General features: G+C 70.7%; 14 protein-coding genes and 7 tRNA genes. 16 read left to right on the top strand and 5 right to left on the bottom strand.

The features are described from left to right. Positions 1-5 precede the first annotated feature (5 nt). From ACVCAH_RS33760 to ACVCAH_RS33735, 6 genes are all read left to right on the top strand, one after another. Positions 6-953 (top strand): carbohydrate ABC transporter permease, encoded by a 948-nt coding sequence (locus ACVCAH_RS33760; protein ID WP_447140293.1) that lies wholly within the window; start codon positions 6-8, stop codon positions 951-953. Next, a complete protein-coding gene (locus ACVCAH_RS33755; protein WP_447140292.1) occupies positions 943-1785 on the top strand; it encodes a carbohydrate ABC transporter permease in 843 nt (280 codons plus the stop codon). Before ACVCAH_RS33760 ends, ACVCAH_RS33755 begins: the two co-directional genes overlap by 11 nt. Beyond that, the gene (locus ACVCAH_RS33750; RefSeq protein ID WP_447140291.1) at positions 1782-2681 is read left to right on the top strand and encodes an ROK family protein; all 900 of its coding nucleotides are present in this window, start codon (positions 1782-1784) and stop codon (positions 2679-2681) included. The genes ACVCAH_RS33755 and ACVCAH_RS33750 overlap by 4 nt, the downstream gene beginning before the upstream one ends. Positions 2682-2687: 6 nt before the next feature. Further along, positions 2688-3431 carry an N-acetylmannosamine-6-phosphate 2-epimerase gene (locus ACVCAH_RS33745; RefSeq protein WP_447140290.1) on the top strand — a complete coding sequence of 248 codons (744 nt, stop codon included), beginning with the start codon at positions 2688-2690 and terminating at the stop codon, positions 3429-3431. Next, positions 3428-5071 (top strand): DUF4127 family protein, encoded by a 1644-nt coding sequence (locus ACVCAH_RS33740; RefSeq protein ID WP_447140289.1) that lies wholly within the window; start codon positions 3428-3430, stop codon positions 5069-5071. Before ACVCAH_RS33745 ends, ACVCAH_RS33740 begins: the two co-directional genes overlap by 4 nt. Positions 5072-5140: 69 nt before the next feature. Beyond that, the gene (locus ACVCAH_RS33735) at positions 5141-8137 is read left to right on the top strand and encodes a glycosyl hydrolase family 28-related protein (protein ID WP_447140288.1); all 2997 of its coding nucleotides are present in this window, start codon (positions 5141-5143) and stop codon (positions 8135-8137) included. A gap of 75 nt (positions 8138-8212) precedes the next feature. Here the strand turns inward: ACVCAH_RS33735 and ACVCAH_RS33730 are convergent, their stop codons facing one another. From ACVCAH_RS33730 to ACVCAH_RS33715, 4 genes are read right to left on the bottom strand one after another with little or no spacing between them, the layout of a single operon-like run. Further along, a complete protein-coding gene (locus ACVCAH_RS33730; protein ID WP_447140287.1) occupies positions 8213-8605 on the bottom strand; it encodes a universal stress protein in 393 nt (130 codons plus the stop codon). Further along, complete coding sequence (locus ACVCAH_RS33725; protein WP_447140286.1) at positions 8602-10107, bottom strand: tripartite tricarboxylate transporter permease; 1506 nt, start codon at positions 10105-10107, stop codon at positions 8602-8604. Before ACVCAH_RS33725 ends, ACVCAH_RS33730 begins: the two co-directional genes overlap by 4 nt. Beyond that, on the bottom strand, positions 10107-10778 hold the full coding sequence (locus tag ACVCAH_RS33720; protein ID WP_447140285.1) for a tripartite tricarboxylate transporter TctB family protein: 672 nt from the start codon (positions 10776-10778) through the stop codon (positions 10107-10109). The genes ACVCAH_RS33725 and ACVCAH_RS33720 overlap by 1 nt, the downstream gene beginning before the upstream one ends. Continuing rightward, complete coding sequence (locus ACVCAH_RS33715; protein WP_447140284.1) at positions 10775-11782, bottom strand: Bug family tripartite tricarboxylate transporter substrate binding protein; 1008 nt, start codon at positions 11780-11782, stop codon at positions 10775-10777. The genes ACVCAH_RS33720 and ACVCAH_RS33715 overlap by 4 nt, the downstream gene beginning before the upstream one ends. Positions 11783-11881: 99 nt before the next feature. Between ACVCAH_RS33715 and ACVCAH_RS33710 the strand changes: the two genes are divergently transcribed. Both ACVCAH_RS33710 and ACVCAH_RS33705 read left to right on the top strand, forming a co-directional pair. Then, entirely contained in the window at positions 11882-13576 is a 1695-nt protein-coding gene (locus ACVCAH_RS33710; RefSeq protein ID WP_447140283.1) for an ATP-binding protein, read from the top strand. Further along, positions 13573-14247 (top strand): response regulator, encoded by a 675-nt coding sequence (locus ACVCAH_RS33705; RefSeq protein ID WP_447140282.1) that lies wholly within the window; start codon positions 13573-13575, stop codon positions 14245-14247. Before ACVCAH_RS33710 ends, ACVCAH_RS33705 begins: the two co-directional genes overlap by 4 nt. Before the next feature lie 64 nt (positions 14248-14311). Here the strand turns inward: ACVCAH_RS33705 and ACVCAH_RS33700 are convergent, their stop codons facing one another. Continuing rightward, a complete protein-coding gene (locus tag ACVCAH_RS33700; RefSeq protein WP_447140281.1) occupies positions 14312-14734 on the bottom strand; it encodes a hypothetical protein in 423 nt (140 codons plus the stop codon). Positions 14735-15460: 726 nt separating this feature from the next. Between ACVCAH_RS33700 and ACVCAH_RS33695 the strand changes: the two genes are divergently transcribed. The 8 genes from ACVCAH_RS33695 (at position 15461) to ACVCAH_RS33660 (ending at position 17168) form a co-directional block, all read left to right on the top strand. Beyond that, positions 15461-15533 (top strand) — tRNA-Trp (locus ACVCAH_RS33695). Positions 15534-15919: 386 nt separating this feature from the next. Further along, positions 15920-15993: transfer RNA gene (locus tag ACVCAH_RS33690), tRNA-Glu, on the top strand. A gap of 15 nt (positions 15994-16008) precedes the next feature. Continuing rightward, positions 16009-16081 (top strand) — tRNA-Gly (locus tag ACVCAH_RS33685). A 136-nt stretch (positions 16082-16217) separates the two neighbouring features. Next, positions 16218-16292, top strand: a tRNA-OTHER gene (locus ACVCAH_RS33680). Position 16293: 1 nt separating this feature from the next. Further along, a tRNA-Leu gene (locus ACVCAH_RS33675) sits at positions 16294-16366 on the top strand. A 5-nt stretch (positions 16367-16371) separates the two neighbouring features. Next, positions 16372-16444 (top strand) — tRNA-Thr (locus ACVCAH_RS33670). Between the two features lie 125 nt (positions 16445-16569). Further along, on the top strand, positions 16570-17094 hold the full coding sequence (locus ACVCAH_RS33665) for a group I intron-associated PD-(D/E)XK endonuclease (RefSeq protein WP_447140280.1): 525 nt from the start codon (positions 16570-16572) through the stop codon (positions 17092-17094). Positions 17095-17097: 3 nt separating this feature from the next. Continuing rightward, positions 17098-17168, top strand: a tRNA-Gly gene (locus ACVCAH_RS33660). The last annotated feature ends 117 nt before the right edge of the window (positions 17169-17285 follow it).

Here is a 17285-nt window from a genome sequence, read left to right as displayed (position 1 = left end):
AACCCATGACCCGGACGGACACCAGGGCGGCGCCGGTCGAGGCCCGGCCCGCCCTGGGCCCGGCGCGGCCGTTCTGGACCAGCCGCCGCCGCGACCACCTCGCCGGTTACCTCTTCATCGCGCCGCAACTGATCGGCAGCGCGGTGTTCGTGATCCTGCCGCTGATCCTCGTCGTCTGGTACAGCCTGCACGAGTGGAACGTGCTCGCCGGCACGTTCGAGTTCGTCGGCACCGACAACTACGCGGCCCTGGCGGACGACCCCAACCTCGGGGCGGTGCTGCGGGCCACCGGTCTGTTCTCCGTCGGCCTGGTGGTGTTCAACCTCGCCCTGGCGTTGCTGCTGGCGGTCCTGCTCCACCAGAAGCTGCGCGGGACGATCGTGTTCCGCACCCTGTTCTTCTCCCCCGTCGTCGTGTCGCTGGTGGCCTGGACCATCGTGTGGGGTTTCCTGCTCCAGGACAACGGCGGCATCAACGGCCTGCTCGACACGATCGGGGTGGACGGCCCGAACTGGCTGCGCGGCGAGGGCACCGCGATGCTGTCCGTCATCGTCGTGCAGGTCTTCAAGAACGTCGGCCTGAACATGGTGCTGTTCCTCGCCGCCCTCCAAGGCGTGCCCGGCGAGCTGTACGAGGCCGCCGAGGTGGACGGGGCCAGCCGGATGCGCCAGTTCTGGCGGATCACCGTACCGCTGATCAGTCCGACGATCCTGCTCACCTCGATCATCACCGTGGTCGGCTCGCTCCAGGTCTTCGCACAGATCGCGGTGCTCACCCAGGGCGGTCCGGGCACCTCGACCACGGTGCTCGTCTACTACCTCTACCAGCAGGCCTTCCAGTTCCATCACTTCGGCTACGGCGCCACGCTGTCGATCCTGCTGTTCGTCATCGTGCTCGCGCTCACCGTGCTGCAGTGGCAGATGCGCAAGAGATGGGTCTTCCATGAGTCGTGACCTGTCGCCGCGGACCAAACTGGTGCTCTACGGGGTGCTGCTGGTCCTGGCGATCCCGTTCGTCTTCCCGACCTGGTGGATGGTCACCTCGTCGCTGAAGCCGGTGGCGGACATCTTCGCCTTCCCACCGCAGCTGCTGCCGGTCAACCCGCGGCTCGACGCATACCAGCGGGTGTTCGAGTTGCAGCCGTTCGGCCGGCAGTACCTCAACAGCCTCTACATCGCCCTGGTGGTCACCGTCGGCACGCTGGCCGTGTCGGCCCTGGCCGGGTACGCCTTCGCGCGGATCCGGTTCCGCGGGCAGAACCTGCTGTTCCTGGTCGTCCTCGCCGGCCTGCTCATCCCGAGCGAGGTGACGATCGTGCCGCTGTTCCAGATGTTCTTCAAACTCGGCCTGGTCAACACCCACTGGCCGCTGGTCCTGGTGCCGATCCTCGGCGCGCCGAGCGTGCTGGCGACCTTCATCATGCGGCAGTTCTTCATCAGCCTCCCCGGCGAACTGGAGGAGGCGGCCCGGGTCGACGGGCTCGGCCGTTTCGCCACCTTCTGGAAGATCGCCCTGCCACTGTCGCGGCCCGCACTGGGCGCGGTCGCCATCTTCACCTTCCTGCACAGCTGGAACCTCTATCTGGAACCGATCGTGTTCCTCTCCTCGCCGGAGAAGTTCACCCTGCCGCAGGCACTCACCCAGTTCGTCGACGCCTACGGCGGCCCGATGTGGGACGTCCAGCTCGCCGCGGCCTCGATGACCGCGCTGCCGGTGCTGGTGGTCTTCGTCATCGCACAGAAGCAGTTCGTCGAGGGCCTCGCACACACCGGCCTGAAGGGATGAGCGAAGCCGTGGTCGGCGTCGACATCGGCGGTACGAAGACCGCCGCGGCGTTGGTCGGACCGGACGGAGGCGTGCTCGAGCGCCGCCAGACGCCCACCCCCGCCCGGTCCGGGCCGGCGGCCGTCCTGGACACCGCCGCGCGGCTGGCCGCGGACCTCCTCGACGCCGCCGGTCCTGGTCCGGTCGGAATCGGCACCGCCGGCACGGTCGACCCGGCGACGGGCACGATCCGGTACGCCACCGACAGCCTGCCCGGCTGGACCAACACCCCGGTCGTCGACGCCCTGTCCGGGCGGCTGGGTCGACCCGTCCGGGTCACCAACGACGTGAACGCCGCCGCGCTGGGCGAATGCTGGGTCGGTGCCGCGCGGGGCTGCCGCGACGTGCTGCTGATCGCCGTCGGCACCGGGCTGGGCGCGGCGATCGTCCGGAACGGCCGGGTCGAGGCCGGTGCCCGCGGTGCTGCCGGCGAGGTCGCGCACCTGCCGGCCCCGGGCGCCGAACGGCTGCGCTGCGGGTGCGGCCGGTACGGGCACCTGGAGGCGATCGCCTCGGGCACCGGCGTGGCCGCCGCGTACGCCGTGGCGACCGGCACCCGGCTCACCGGGCGGGCCGTCGCGGAGCGGGCGGCCGCCGGGGACGTCGCCGCGCGGGAGGTCCTGGACCGGGCCGGCGCCGCCCTCGGCGCCGCCCTGGCCGGGCTGGTTGCCCTGCTCGATCCCCAGGCGGTCCTGGTCGCCGGCGGTGCGGCCGGCGCCCTGCTCCCCGCCGCCGCGGCGAGCTATTCGGCCGAACTGCCCGCGGGCTGGGCCGACGTGCCCCTGCGGCAGGCCGCCCTGGGTGCCGACGCGGTCGTGGTCGGGGCGGCCCGGCTGGCCAGCGAAACACACGAGTGAGCAGCGGTGCGAGCCGATGTGGAGGGACCGGACGTGGTGACTGTGCTCGACAACCTGGCCGCCGGGCTGGTGGTGTCCTGCCAGCCGCTGCCCGACGAGCCGGACGACCCGATGCGGGATCCGTACGTCCAGGCCCGGGTCACGGCGTCGGTGGTACGCGGCGGCGCGGTCGCGGTCCGGGTCAACGGACCGGACGACGTCCGTGCGGTCCGCGCCGTGGTCGACGTGCCGGTGATCGGCCTGTACAAGGACGGCACGGACGACGTCTTCATCACCCCGACGGCCGCCCACGCGGTCGAGGTGGCGCTCGCGGGGGCCCAGATCGTCGCGGTCGACGCCACGGACCGGCCGCGACCGGACGGGCGGAGCTTCGCCGACACAGTCCGGGCGGTCCGGGAGCGGACCGACGCACTGGTTCTCGCCGACGTCTCCACCGCGGCGGAGGGCGTCGCCGCCGTCGAGGCGGGCGCGGACGCCGTCGCCACCACGCTGTCCGGCTACACCCCGGCCAGCCCGCGCTCTGACCGGCCCGACCTCGAGCTCGTGGCGCGACTCGTCGCACTGGTGCCGGTTCCGGTGCTCGCCGAAGGGCGGTACCGCACGACCGAGCAGATCCGCCGGGCCTTCGAGGTCGGCGCCCATGCGGTGGTGACGGGCAACGCCGTCACCTCGCCGCTGTGGATCACCCGGCAGCTCGTACCGGCCACCCCCCGCGCGTACGGCGCCCCGGAGAACAGGGAGAGCAGATGAAGAGACGGACCCTCCTGGCCACCGGCGTCGCCGGGTTGACTGCCGCAACCATCGGTCGACCGGCGTCCGCCGCACCACCGGACCGGCAGCGAGCAGTGGCGCTGGTGCCCCTCGACGACCGGCCGGTCAACACCTACTGCCCGCAGATGACCGCGGCGAGCGCCGGCGCCGCGGTGCACCTGCCGCCCCGGGAACTGCTGGGCCGCTTCCTCACCCCGGGCGACGGTGCCGCCATCGCCCGCTGGCTCGGCGCCACCGACGACGTCGTCGACGGGTACGTGATCTCGGTCAGCATGCTCGCCTACGGGGGCCTGATCGCCTCGCGCACCGCCGCTCCGACCCTCGTCGCCGCGCTGGAGAACCTGGCCGCGATCCGACGCCTGCGCGTGACCCGGCCGGGGGCGGTGATCGAGGTGCACGACACCATCCAGCGGCTGGCCATCACCAGCACCGGCACCGACCTGGACAGGTACCGGGACCTGTTGGTCGAGTGGGCGAAGCTCTACGACCAGGTGGTCAACCTCGGGCAGGAGGAGTTGCGGGCTCGGCTCGACGCCGTCCGGGCGCAGATCCCGGACCAGGTTGTCGAGGACTACCTCGCCGCGCGGGCCCGCAACCACCAGATCAACCGACTGATGGTCGAGTGGGCCGCCGACGGCACCATCGACCATCTGGTGCTCTCGGAGGACGACACCGCACCGGTCGGCCTGGCCCGGGCGGAGCGGGTCGAACTGGAGGCGCTGGTGGCACGGCTTGGCGTCGGCGACCGGGTAGAGATCTTCCCCGGCGCCGACGAGGTCGACGCACTGCTGGTCGCACGGGTGCTCGCCGCCGGTGCCACGCCGACCTACCGAGTCGAGTACGCGGGTATCTCCGGCGAGGACTGGACCGCTCAACTGGAGGGCATCCGGTTCGCGGAGAACATACGCCGGCACGTGCGCGCCGTCGGTGGACGGATGGTGGACGGCGACGCGGACATCGTGCTCGCGGTGAACACGCCCTCGGCGGCGCCCGCGCAGCGGGCCAGCGACCTGGACGCCTTCGTCGGGCGGATCGGCGGACTGCTGGCCGCCGGCACGCCGGTGATCGTGGTGGACCCGCTGATCGTGAACAAGGCGGACCACGATCTGGTTGTGCGGATGGAGGCCCGGCTGGACCTGGTGGCCCTGCTGTCTTACTCGGGGTGGAACACCGGGGGCAACGCGCTCGGGCTGGCGCTGGGGCACGGGACCGCGCGCTGGGCCCACCTTCACTCCGCCGGCAACGGGTACGGCGTGCCCGATCTGCCCGGACCCGCCCAGTCGCACGCCGAGTACCTGCTCTACCGGTTCGTCAAGGACGACGCGTGGAAGAACGTGGTACAGGTCGAGGCGTACGCGCACGCCCGTGCCCAGGGCTGGAACCCACTCGCGCTCTCCCCCGAGCAGAAGAGCTACTTCGACGGCTGGGTACGCGACCGGCTGGTGCCGCTGACCGAGCGGTACTTCGCCGACCACTTCGCCGGGCACCGCGTCCTGCTGGGCCGGCGGGGCGCGAAGACGTTCACGGCGCCCCTGACGCGCTTCGAGTCGGCCCGGGTCGAGCTGCCGTGGGACCGACTCTTCGAGGTGACCCTGGAACCTCGTCTACGACTGTCCTGACCGGACGACCGCCCCGCCGTCGCGGGTCACCCACCACCTCGGCCGAGCCACCTGCAGGGAGACGTACCGATGATCGAATCCCAACTCCGGCGGACCGTCGCGGCCCGGCCCGCGCCCGGACGGACGGCGGTCGGCCTGGTGGTCGGTCTCGTCCTGCTGGCCGCGACGGCGGCGGTCCCGGCGACCGGCCCCGCCGCCGCAGCTCGGCCGGCCTCGTCGACGTCGGTCTACCGGACGATGCCGACCGATCCGACCGCGGTCGTCCTCGGCAGCGAGCAGTTCCCGGTGCACGGCGACGGCATCGGCGACGACACGGCCTCGCTGCAGGCGGCGATCGACGAGGCGTCCCGCCGCGGCGGGCAGAACTGGTTGGGCAACATCGTCGGCGGGGCACGGGACGTGACGGTCGGCGACGGCGGCGGCGTGGTCTTCGTGCCGGAGGGCCGCTACCGGCTCTCCCGGCGCGTGGACCTGCACGCCTCCGTACGCGTGATCGGTTTCGGAGCGACCCGGCCCGAGTTCCACCTCGGCGAATCGACCCCCGGCTTCCAGGATGGCACCGATTCCTTCCTGTTCACGGCCGTGCGCCGGCCATACCAGCCCGGCGCAGCCCGCACCTTCGGCAACAACGACACCTTCGGCACCGGCCTGATCAACCTCGACATCCGCATCGGTGCGGGCAACCCCGCGGCCGTGGCGGTCCGCTTCAGCGGTGCCCAGATGTTCCTCCTGCAGGACCTCGACATCCATGTCGGGGACGGCTATGCCGGCATCGACCACAACGCCAACCTGATCCAGCGGGTCAAGGTCCACGGTGGCCGGTTCGGCATGCTGGCCTACGCCGCCTCACCGGGCTGGCAGACGACCGTGCTCGACACCACGTTCGAGGGACAACGCGACGCGGCCGTCAAGCTGCACACCGACAGCAAGTTGAGCCTGATCCGCAACCGCATCGCCCACACGCCCGCCGGCATCGTCGCCACCTCCGGCCAGACCCAGCGGCTGTACGTGCAGGATTCCGTCTTCGAGGACATCGCCGGGGCGGCGATCACGCTCAACGACAGCGACTCGGTCCCGGCAACCGAGGAGCCGGACCTCGTCCGTGCCCAGAACCAGCTCAACGTCGTCCAGACCGGAGTGACCGGGGTGGGTGCGCTCCTCACCACCGCCCCGAGCGGACGTACCTGGGTCGGCCCCGGCCCGTCATACCTGGTCCGGGACGCCACGCTCGGGCTCCGCGTCAGCGACGCGCTCGGTGACGGCGAGCGGCGCAGCGACCAGGTGCTGGTCTCGGCGACACCCGCCGCACCGGCGAGCTTCCACAGGTTGCTGCGCTCCGACATCCCCCTGCCGCCCCCGAGCGACGACTGGGTCAACCTGGTCGACTACGCGGCCGCCAGGGGGGTCACGGTGGGCAGCGGCACCAGCGACGACCACGCCATCTTCCAGCAGGCGATCGACCAGCACGACACCGTGTACGTGCCGATGGGCGAGTACCTGATCGGGGACACGCTGCGGCTGCGACCGCAGAGCAACCTGATCGGCCTGCACCCGCGGCAGACGTGGCTGAAGCTGCCGGATGGTGACCCCGCGTTCGCCGACCCGGACCGTCCCCGACCGATGATCCAGACCCCGCCCGGCGGGACCAACCAGGTCGTCGGTCTCGGCCTGGACTCGGCCCGGCAGACCGCGGGCTCCGTGCACGTGCTCTGGCAGTCCGGTGCGCACAGCCACCTCGCCGACATCGCAACCCAGTTCGTGAAGTGGGCTCCGGAGGAGACCGAGCCCGACGACCCGGGCGCGGGCGACCCCGGCTACCAGTACCGGGGCCGGCACAAGTACAGCTTCTGGGTCAAGGGCGGCGGTGGGACCTTCGCCAACATCTGGAGCGTGGCCGGCTGGGCGGACAACGGGTTCCTGGTCGAGGACACCGCCGTCCGGGGCCGCATGTACGAGGTGTCGGTGGAGCACCACGAACACCGCGAGGTCGTGCTGCGCCGGGTGCGCAACTGGGAGCTGCACGCCCTGCAGACCGAGGACCACATCTACGGATGGCGCTCACAGGCGGTCGAGCTGGACGACGTCCACGACGTGCTCTTCGCCAACACGGTGTTCTTCCGGGTGGCGACGGTCCTCCGGCCCTACCCGTACGCGGTGGGCATCCGTGACAGCAGCGGGATCGTGATCCGCGGCACCCGGGGCTACCGCCCCACAAACGTGGCGAACACCCGGTGGGGAGCCACCATCGCCGACGTGGCGACCGGACGCACCGTGCCGGAGCTGGACGTGGCCTACCTGGCCGTCGGTTCGGCGAACGAGCCGCCCGCCCCGGCCGGACTGTACGTCGGGCTGGACGACTCCCGGATCACCGTCCTACCCGGCCGGTCGGGCACCGCCGTGCTGCGGGTACGCAACGACGGCCCCGGCCCGGTCACCGGGCTCGCAATCCACACCGAGGCGCCCGCCGAATGGCAGACGCGGATACGGCAGGACGTCGAGCGGCTGCCCGACGGGCAGGCGGCCACGGCCACGATCGAGGTGCGGGTGCCCGCCGGTGAGGAGTACGACGCGCAGGTCCCGCTGACCGTCTCGTACACCCGGGGCGGGCACCGGCTGGAGATACCGCTGACCCTGCAGGTCCGTACGGGCGGAGACAACCTCGCTCGGGACGCCACCGTGACGGCCAGTTCGGTGCTCTCCACCAACGTCGCGGCCAACGCGGTGGATGGCGACCGGACCGGCGCCCGGTGGATCTCCGGATCCGGCGACCCGTCTCCGACCCTCACCCTCGACCTCGGCCGGCCCGCGGAGCTGTCCCGGCTCGCCCTCTACAGCGGCGTGGCCGGGTCCGACGCGCTGCGGGTGCGGGCCATCCGGGTAGAGGTGCTGATCGAGGGCACGTGGCGGCCGGTCGGTTCGGTCGAGCAAAACACCGCCAGCCCGGCGAACGTCGACCTGAGCGGCGCGCCGCACGGAGTCGAGCAGGTACGCGTGGTGTTCACCGAGCCCAGTCCCACCGACGGCCTGGCGCGGGTCTTCGAGGTGGAGGTCTACGGCGTCAGCTGACCTGCCGGGGGCCAGCGGACGCTGCCCCCGGCTGGTCCAGGAAGGGGTCCCCGTCGACGGTATGGAGCGTCGCATTCAGTCGGCCTTGACGGCGAGCACCGGGCAGCGGACGCGGAGCAGGATCTCCTGCGCGGTGGAGCCCATGATCAGCTTGCCCACCGGGGTGCGGTGCCGGATACCGATTACCACCAGGGACACGTCCTCGGCCTCGGTCAGCTCGACGATCTCCTCGGCGGCGTCCCGCCCCCGCACCAGCTGCCGGACGCTGTGCCGCACGCCCAGCCCGGTCAGCTCCCGGCCGACCCGTTCGAGGTCGTGGTCCTGGGCGAACCGTGGGTCGACGTACGCATCCCCGCGGGAGGTGTTGACCACGAGCAGGGGCTCGTCGCGGAACCGGGCCTGCTCGACCGCCGCCCGCAGGGCCGCCTCGCCCAGCGCCGACGGCACATACCCGACCAGCACGGTCATCCGGTCACCACCCTTTCCCGAAGCGGTCGTACGACGAACCGGCCGAGCAGCGGCCAGAGCAGCACCACCAGCACGGTGGCGTAGATCAGCCAGGACACCCAGCCACCGAGCAGGCCGGACAGCTCGCCACCGGAGAGTTGCAGCGCCCGCCGGCCCTGCAGTTCCGCCCGGGGGCCGAGGATGACACCGACGATCAGTGGCAGCACCGGCAGCCCGAACCGGCGCATGCCGAACCCGAGCAGGCCGAGGCTGATCAGGAGGAACAGGTCGAATGGCTGAGCGTTGACCGCGTAGGCGCCCATCGAGGCGAAGAAGAGGATCCCGGCGTAGAGGTACGGGCGCGGGACCTGCAGCAGCCGGGCCCAGGCGGGCGCGAGCGGCAGGTTGAGCACGAGCAGTAGCACGTTGCCGATGAAGAGGCTGGCGATCAGCGTCCAGACCAGGCCGGACTCCCGCTCGAAGAGCAGCGGGCCGGGCTGGATGCCGTACTGCTGGAAGGCGGCCAGCATGACCGCGGCGGTGGCGTTGGTCGGCAGGCCGATCGCCAGCATCGGCACCAGCGTGCCGGCGGCGGAGGCGTTGTTGGCCGCCTCCGGACCGGCGACCCCCTCGATCGCGCCCCGGCCGAACTCCTCCGGATGCTTCGAGAGCTTCTTCTCGGTCGCGTACGACAGGAAGGTCGGGATCTCCGCCCCGCCGGCCGGCAGCGCCCCGAACGGGAACCCGTACGCGGTGCCGCGCAGCCACGGCTTCCAGGAGCGTTTCCAGTCCTGACGGCCCATCCAGGGGCGGCCCACCGGGATCACCTCGGCCGCCCTGCGGCGCAGGTGCGCCGCGATCCACAGCGCCTCCCCGACGGCGAAGATGCCCACCGCGACGACGACCACGTCGAGCCCGTCGGCGAGCTGCGGGATACCGAAGGTGAGCCGCTGCTGGCCGCTCACCGAGTCGATGCCGACCACGCCGATCACCAGGCCGAGAAGCAGCGAGGCGAAGCCCCGCACCCGGGAGGCGCCAAGCACCGCCGTCACCGCCACGAACGACAGCAGCATCAGGGCGAAGTAGTCCGGCGCGCCGAGGCTGATCGCGAACGACACCACCGGCGGTGTGACCACCACCAGCAGCAGGGTGGCGATGGTGCCGGCGACGAAGGAACCGAGGGCGGCGGTGGCCAGCGCCTGGGCCGCCCGACCCGCCTTCGCCATCTTGTTGCCCTCGATCGCGGTCACCACGGAGGAGGACTCGCCGGGTGTGTTCAGCAGGATCGACGTGGTGGAGCCGCCGTACATGCCGCCGTAGAAGATGCCGGCGAACATGATGAACGCCTGGGTCGGCTCCATCCCGTAGGTCACCGGCAGCAGCAGCGCGACTGTCATCGCCGGCCCGATCCCGGGCAGTACACCGACCGCGGTGCCGATGGTCACGCCGAGCAGCGCGATCAGCAGGTTCATCGGGGTCACCACGTTGGCGAACCCGTCGAGCAGATGACCGAGATTCTCCATTACAGGATTCCTTGCAGCACGCCGGCGGGCAGGTTGACGCCGAGCCCTATGGCGAACGTGTAGAAGGTGATCAGCGACAGCGCGACGGCGATCAGCAGGTTGCGGACGTAGTGCCGGTTGCCGAGGGCGAACGCGGAGCCCCAGAAGAGGAGGGTGCCGCTGATCACCCAGCCGAGCCGGTCGATCAGCACCGCGTTGACCAGGAAGGCGCCGATCAGCAGCAGTACCGTGCGCCAGTCGATCGGGCTGCTCAGGTCGACGTCCTCGCCGGCCTCGGGCTCGCCCGCGCCGCCGCGTGCCACGTCGACGGCGTAGATCGCGGCGACCACCAGCAGCAGGATGCCGAGCAGGATCGGCACGGGCTTCGGGCCGATCGGGTCGGCGGTGCTGATCGAGTGCCCGGTCCGGACGCCGTCGACGATGACCAGCGCGCCGACCAGGGCGAGGAACGCGCACACGCCGTACTGCGCCCGGTCGCGGCCGGGGGGTCGTTCCGCCACCGCGTCCGTCAGGGCGGGAGCCGGCGCACCGTCCCGGTCGGCGTCCGGAGCCGGCCGCCGGGCCGGGTCGCCGCCCTGGACCGGGACGGTCCGCGCCGCCCGGTCCTCGTCTCCGGCCGGCCGGGACGGCGGGTCGCCGTCCCGGCCGGGCCGGGCTGTCATGTCGGTCATGCCAGACCGAGCTGCTTGAGTAGTTCGGCGACCGACTTGTCCTGCTCGGTGAGGAAGGTGGCGAAGTCGTCGCCGGTGACGAAGGCGTCGGTCCAGCCGCGCTTGGTCAGCTCGGCCTTCCACGCGTCGGACTCGTGCATCCGGGTGAGCGCGTCGATCCACACCTGCTTGTCGGCGTCGCTGATGCCGGGCGGGGCGACGATACCGCGCCAGTTCGTGAAGACCAGGTCGATCCCGGACGCCTTGAGAGTCGGCACCTCCTTGAGCGCCTCGACCGGCTGCTCGCTGGTCACCGCCAGCACCCGGATCTGGCCCGCCTCGACCTGGTCGAGGAACTCGCCGAAGCCGCTGGCGCCGAAGGCCACCTTGCCGCCCAGCACCGCCGGCAGCAGCTCGCCGCCACCGTCGTACGAGACGAAGTTGACCTGCCGGGGGTCGATGCCGACGGTCTTGGCCAGTTGCATGGGCAGCAGGTGGTCCGGGCCGCCCGGTGACGAGCCGCCGCCGACGGCGATTCCCTTCGGGTCCTTCTTCCAGGCCGCCACCAGGTCACCGATGGTCTGGTACGGCGAGTCCTTCGGCACCACGATCGCGCCGGCTTCCTCGATCATCTTGGCCAGCGGGGTGGTCTGGGTGAGCGTCGCCGATGACTTCGAGGTGTATGAGGCACCGACCACGCCCAGCCCCATCTGCATGGCGAGCTTGCCGTTGCCCTTCTCGTTCACCATCCGCTGGAGCCCGACGGTGCCGCCGGCGCCGGGGAGGTTGAAGACCTGGACGCCGGTGGCGATCTTGGCGTCCTCCATCACCTTCGCGGCCGTCCGGGCGGTGGTGTCGTAGCCGCCGCCGGGGGTGTTCGGCACCATGATCCGCAGACCGGTGACCGGGCCGTCGCCGTTCCCCGCGCCGCCCTCCTTCTTGTCGGCGGTGGCGCCGCAGGCGCCCAGCGCCAGCGCCGTGGCGGCGGCGACGCCCATGACCAGCAGGTTTCTCCGAGTTGCCATCATGTTTCTCTTCCGTTTCGAAGGAGTCCGGCGGCAAGATGATGGCCTTCGGGCGGACGCCGTGTCTGCCTTCTGTCACCAGCGGAAATTGAGGTCTTTGTGGTCGCGATCACCACCCGGCGACGCACCCTGGCCGGGGAGCTGCTGGTCCTCCAGCTCGCGATCATCGTCGTGGTGCTGTTGGCGGTGGCCGCCGTGTCGCTGGCCCAGTCAGCGGCGACGTTCAACCGGGTGGAGGGGCGGCGGGTCGCCGCACTCGGCGAGCAGCTCGCCGGGAACCCGCTGCTGCGCGACCGGCTCAGCCGGCCGGCGCCGGGCGAGTCGATCGCGCCGCTTGTGCAGAACGTACTCACCCAGGCCGGGGTCACCTCGGTGACGGTCGCCGACGACCGAGGGCGAGTGGTCAGCTCCACCAACCCCACCCTGGTCGGCACCCCGGTCGTGCTCGGCGATCCGCGGGTGGCGCAGGGGCGGAGCTGGTTCGGGGAGCTCGAGGTCGACGGATCGCGGGAGCTGGTCGCCCAAGTTCCGGTGCTCGGCGCCGGCGAGGAGAACCTGGGTCGCCACCTCGGCGTGGTGGTGATCGGCGAGGCCTCGCCGACCTGGTCGCAGCGGGTGGTCGGTGCCTCCTCGTACCTCTTCAGCTATCTCGGCATCGCCAGCGCGCTCGGCGTGGTCGGGTCGTGGCTGCTGGCCCGGCGGATCAAGCGGCAGACCTTGGGCCTGGAGCCACGGGAGATCGCCGGGCTGGCGGAGCACCGGGAGGCACTGCTGCACGGCATCGCCGAGGGCGTGATCGCGCTGGACCCGCACCTGAGGGTCACCCTGGTGAACGCGGTCGGGCGGCGGCTGCTCGGGCTACCCGAGCAGTGCCTCGGGCGCAGCCTCGCCGACCTGCGCGTCTCCGGCCGGCTGCGGGACGTTCTGGCCGGCACCGCCAGCGGCCCAGAGGCCCGCGACCAGGTCGTGGTCCGCGGCGGACGGGTGCTGGTGATGAACCGGATGACGGTCAGCAAGGACGGTCGCCGGCTCGGTTCGGTGACCACGCTGCGGGACCGCACCGAGCTGGCCCGGCTGGAACGGGAGATCGGCTCATTCCGGAGCACCACCGAGCTGCTCCGCGCGCAGACCCACGAGTTCGCCAACCAGCTGCACACCATCTCCGGGCTGATCCAGATCGGCGAGCACGACGAGGTGGTCCGGTACGTGGACGCGCTGAGCCGGCACCGGGCGTCGCTCGACCTGACCGTGACCAGCCGGATCCACGACACCGCGGTCGCCGCGCTGCTGATGGCGAAGTCCGCCGTGGCCGCCGAGCGCCGGGTGGAGCTGCGGGTCTCCGAGCGGACCAGCCTGGACCGGCTGGAGCCGGAGATCGCCGCGGACGTGGCCACTGTCCTGGGCAACCTGGTCGACAACGCCGTGGAGGCCGTTGCCGGCGGACGGGCGGACGGCGCCCCCGGCGCGGTGGACGGCAACACAGGCCCGAACGGCCGCGCCGGCGGGGTTGACGCACCGGCCTGGGTGGAGGTCGAGCTGCGCCAGGACGCCTCCTCCGTGGAGATCATCGTCCGCGACTCGGGGCCGGGGATCGCACCGGAACTGGCCCAGGAGGTCTTCACCCACGGCTTCACCACAAAGGCGGCGCAGGGTGGCGAGCGGGGTATCGGGCTGGCGCTCACCCGGTTGGTCTGCAAACGTCGCGGCGGCGAGATCGCGGTGACGAACACCGAGGAGGGCGCGATGTTCACCGCCCGGATGTCGGTGGCAACCATGCTGGAGGGGGTTCGGTGATCGACGTCCTGGTCGTCGACGACGACTTCATGGTGGCCCGGATCCACCGGGGTTTCGTCGAGCGGATCGACGGCTTCCGAGTGGTCGGCACCGCGAGCACCGGCGAGCAAGCCGTCGCCGCGGTCGACAAGTTCCGGCCCGACCTGGTGCTGCTCGACCTGTACCTGCCCGACATGTTCGGTCTGGACGTGGTGACCGCGCTGCGCGCCGCCCGTCACGACTGCGACATCCTGGTGATCAGCGCCGCCCGCGAGGCCGAGGCGGTCCGTCGGGCGGTCCGCTACGGCGCGGTCAACTACCTACTCAAGCCGTTCGGCTTCGACGAGCTGCGCACCCGGCTGGAGCAGTACGCCGCCCGGCGGAACTCGGTGCGCGCGACGGTGGTCAGCGACCAGGCCGACGTCGACCGGGTGCTGTCCCGCAGCGGCTCGCACATCGCCACCTCGGCCCTGCCCCGCGGTCTCAGCCCGGAAACCGCCGAGCTGGTGGAACGCGCCCTCCGGGAGAAGGCCGGCACTCTCTCTGCGGCCGAGTGCGCGAACCGGGTGGGCATCTCCCGGGTCAGCGCCCGTCGCTACCTGGAGCACTTCTCGGGCACCGGGCGGGCCGAGGTCACCCTGCGCTACGGCGCGGCGGGCCGGCCGGAACGTCGCTACAGCTGGGTCGGCTGACGCCGCGGTTCCTTCCACGTCGTCGACGGCGGCATCTTCGACAACATCCCCATCGATCGGGCTGCTACGCCACACCCCTGCTGGTCCATTCGCAGTGTTCGATCATGTCGCCCCAGTACTCGCAGACCTGGACGTACACGCCGTACCCGTCGGCGAAGTAGTTGGTGGCCCACGAACGGCACTGGCCGTCGTTGGAGGGATCCTTGAACTCGAAACCGACGTGGTCGGTGGGGCTGCTGGGGTTCACCCGGACGCCCTCGATGTAGGCGACGATGCCGCGACCATCGGTCACGTTGTCACAGACGGTGATCTTCTCGTACGAGGGATATCCCTCCAGATCGGCGTCGAAGAAGACCGCGCCGCTGCCGGTCGACGTGTAGAGCCAGTGGACGTTCGCGGGCGGGTCGGCACTCGCCGGTGCGCTGGCCCCGAAGAGAACAGCGGCCGTCACGGCCGCGAGCAGGCCCAGTCGTCCCGCAAACCTCATCCGGAATCCTCCCCTGTCGACGCTCTCCAGTCATGATCGACTGGCCGAGGCTCATCTTAACCGAAGGCGATCGATACGTCGGCCGCGTCGAGCGCTTCGGGGCAGGGGCACCCCGGCCCACGATGGCGACGGACACCCGGGCTGACCGTCTACCGCCTCAGCTGCGCCACACCGCACTGGTACGCCAGTACCACCGCCTGCACCCGATCACGCACCCCGAGTTTGGTGAAGATCCGGTTGACGTGCGTCTTTTGGGCCCGCCGGATGACCGGCGACGAGCTCGCGGAATGAATCCGGTCGGTGCGCGGGCCGAAGGGCGGCGCGAACTACCGGCGCTGCGGAACGTGCCACCCGGCGCCGCCGGTTGCGTACGCCTCCCAGGCGCAGGACGCGTACCTCAACGACTGACCCTCCGTCGGTCGCAAGGCACATGAATGCGGCTCTGAAATATCCATTGCCAACCGTGGACGACGCCCTTACCTTGAATGAGCAACGTCAAGCCGACCAACCCGAGGAGCTCCCCCGTGTTGCAGTACGCCTCTACCGAAACCACGCGGTCCATGCCGCGCGGCGGTGTCGTGCTGCCCTCGATCGGGCGAGCCCACGACCTCTGCGCGAGCGAGCAGAACTGGAAGCCGGGGTGGCGGCGCGAATAGCGCAGACGCATACGCGAAGCCGCCCACCCCGCCGGGATAGGGCGGCTTTTTCGTTACCCGAACTACTTTTAGGGGCGTAGCTCAACTGGTAGAGCACCGGCCTCCAAAACCGAAGGTTGCAGGTTCGAGTCCTGTCGCCCCTGCTTTTCGTCCCGGCCGCGGTCGGCGACATTGCAGATTCTCAACTCCACAGTGGATGGCATAGCAAGACCCCGACCGGCGCCGACACGGGCCGGCCGGGGGGCAACACCTCCGGGACGAGGGAGACGGCAACCGCCCGCTTTGGGAGCGGGAGACACAGCGTTCGACTCGCTGGTCCCGGACCATGGGGATGTAGCTCAGTTGGGAGAGCACCGCCTCGGCAGGGCGGAGGCCAGGGTTCGAGTCCCCTCTTCTCCACGTACCGATGCCCTCCTGGCGTAACTGGCAGCGCATGGGAGTGAAGTCCCCGAGGACTCCGTTCAAGTCGGGGGGAGGGCACGTTGGTGGGGTCCGCTGGCCTGCGGACGGTGGGCCCCGCCGGCTCCATGGGCCGTTGGAGCAAGTTGGCAGCTCACCTGGTTCTCAGCCAGGAGGTTAGGGGTTCGAGCCCCCTACGGCCTACGCAAGGCACGTCATGCGGTCGTGGTGAACTCGGCGGACACGTCGGTCTTCCAAACCGAAGCAGCGGGTTCGATGCCCGTCGGCCGCTCGACGGGGCAGGGAAGGGGGCGGCGGACGCCGCGAAACACGCGGCCGGGTTGCGCAGCCCGGCCAACGGCGAGCCGGGTTCGCTCCCCGGATCAGCGTGGTGGTCACCGCCCCGGCCCCCTGCCCCGCCCCAACGTTCCGGGATGCTCTGCTGGCTGGGCGCCTCGACTTTGATCGAGAGGACGCAGGTTCGATTCCCGCTCCCGGAGCCACGCCCCGGTGGCCCAACGGCAGAGGCAGCGCGTTCAAGGCGCGCGGGTTGGGGGTTCGACTCCCTCTCGGGGCACGCACGCCGTCGTAGCTCAGTTGGCAGAGCAGCGCCATGGTAGGGCGCAGGTCGCCGGTTCGAATCCGGCCGTCGGCTCGAAGCCAGGACCACGTGCAGAACTTGGTAGTGTTCTGGTTATGCCAATGCCTCGCAAGTACACCGATGACCAACTCCGTGAAGCGGTTGCCGGGTCGCGCTGTTGGGCTGAGGTGATGGAGGCAGTGGGCAAGAGCCGCAAGGGTGACTCGCGGGATGTCCGCCGTGTGGCCGAAGCCCTCGGCCTGGACGCCTCCCACTTCGGATACCCACGTGGGCAAGACCCGGTTGACTCCGTGGCGATTCCGTTCACTCGCTCACCGACGCACGGCGCCCATTCCGGCCTCAGCTCCGCTGCTCGGTGGTTTCTTGACCGTGGCTATCCAGTCTCGATCCCGCTGGAACCGACGCATTACGACTTGGTTGTGGACTCCGACGACGGACTGAAGAAGGTCCAAGTCAAGACGACCAACACGCGCGAGAAGAACGGGCGCTACGCGGTTCGCCTGACGCGGACGGTGTTCGACAACACGGTGCAGGCCAACTCACGCGGCTGCTACCGAGAGAGGCCCTACGAGCCCGGCATGGTCGACTACTTCTTCGTCTCGACCGGTGGGGGCACGCAATACCTCATCCCCTACGAGGTTGTTCGTCACGTTGTTCAAAAGATCACGCTCGACAAGAAGTACGCGGCGTTCGCCGTCGCTTGATACGCGGCTGTAGCACAACGGCAGTGCGGCTGCTTGCCATGCAGCAGACCGGGGTTCGACTCCCCGTAGCCGCTCTCGATTGACAGATCATCTGTCAATCTCGGCACCACATCCCCAGGGCCCCGGCAAAGTCGTGAGGGGTGTCCGGCTTGAGGTGGTTGGTGTAGACGCGCCCTGGGTGTGGGTAGCGG

Source organism: Micromonospora sp. LZ34 (genome assembly GCF_052981855.1).
Note: the sequence above shows the minus strand (reverse complement) of the source record. Positions and strands in the feature narration are given on the sequence as shown.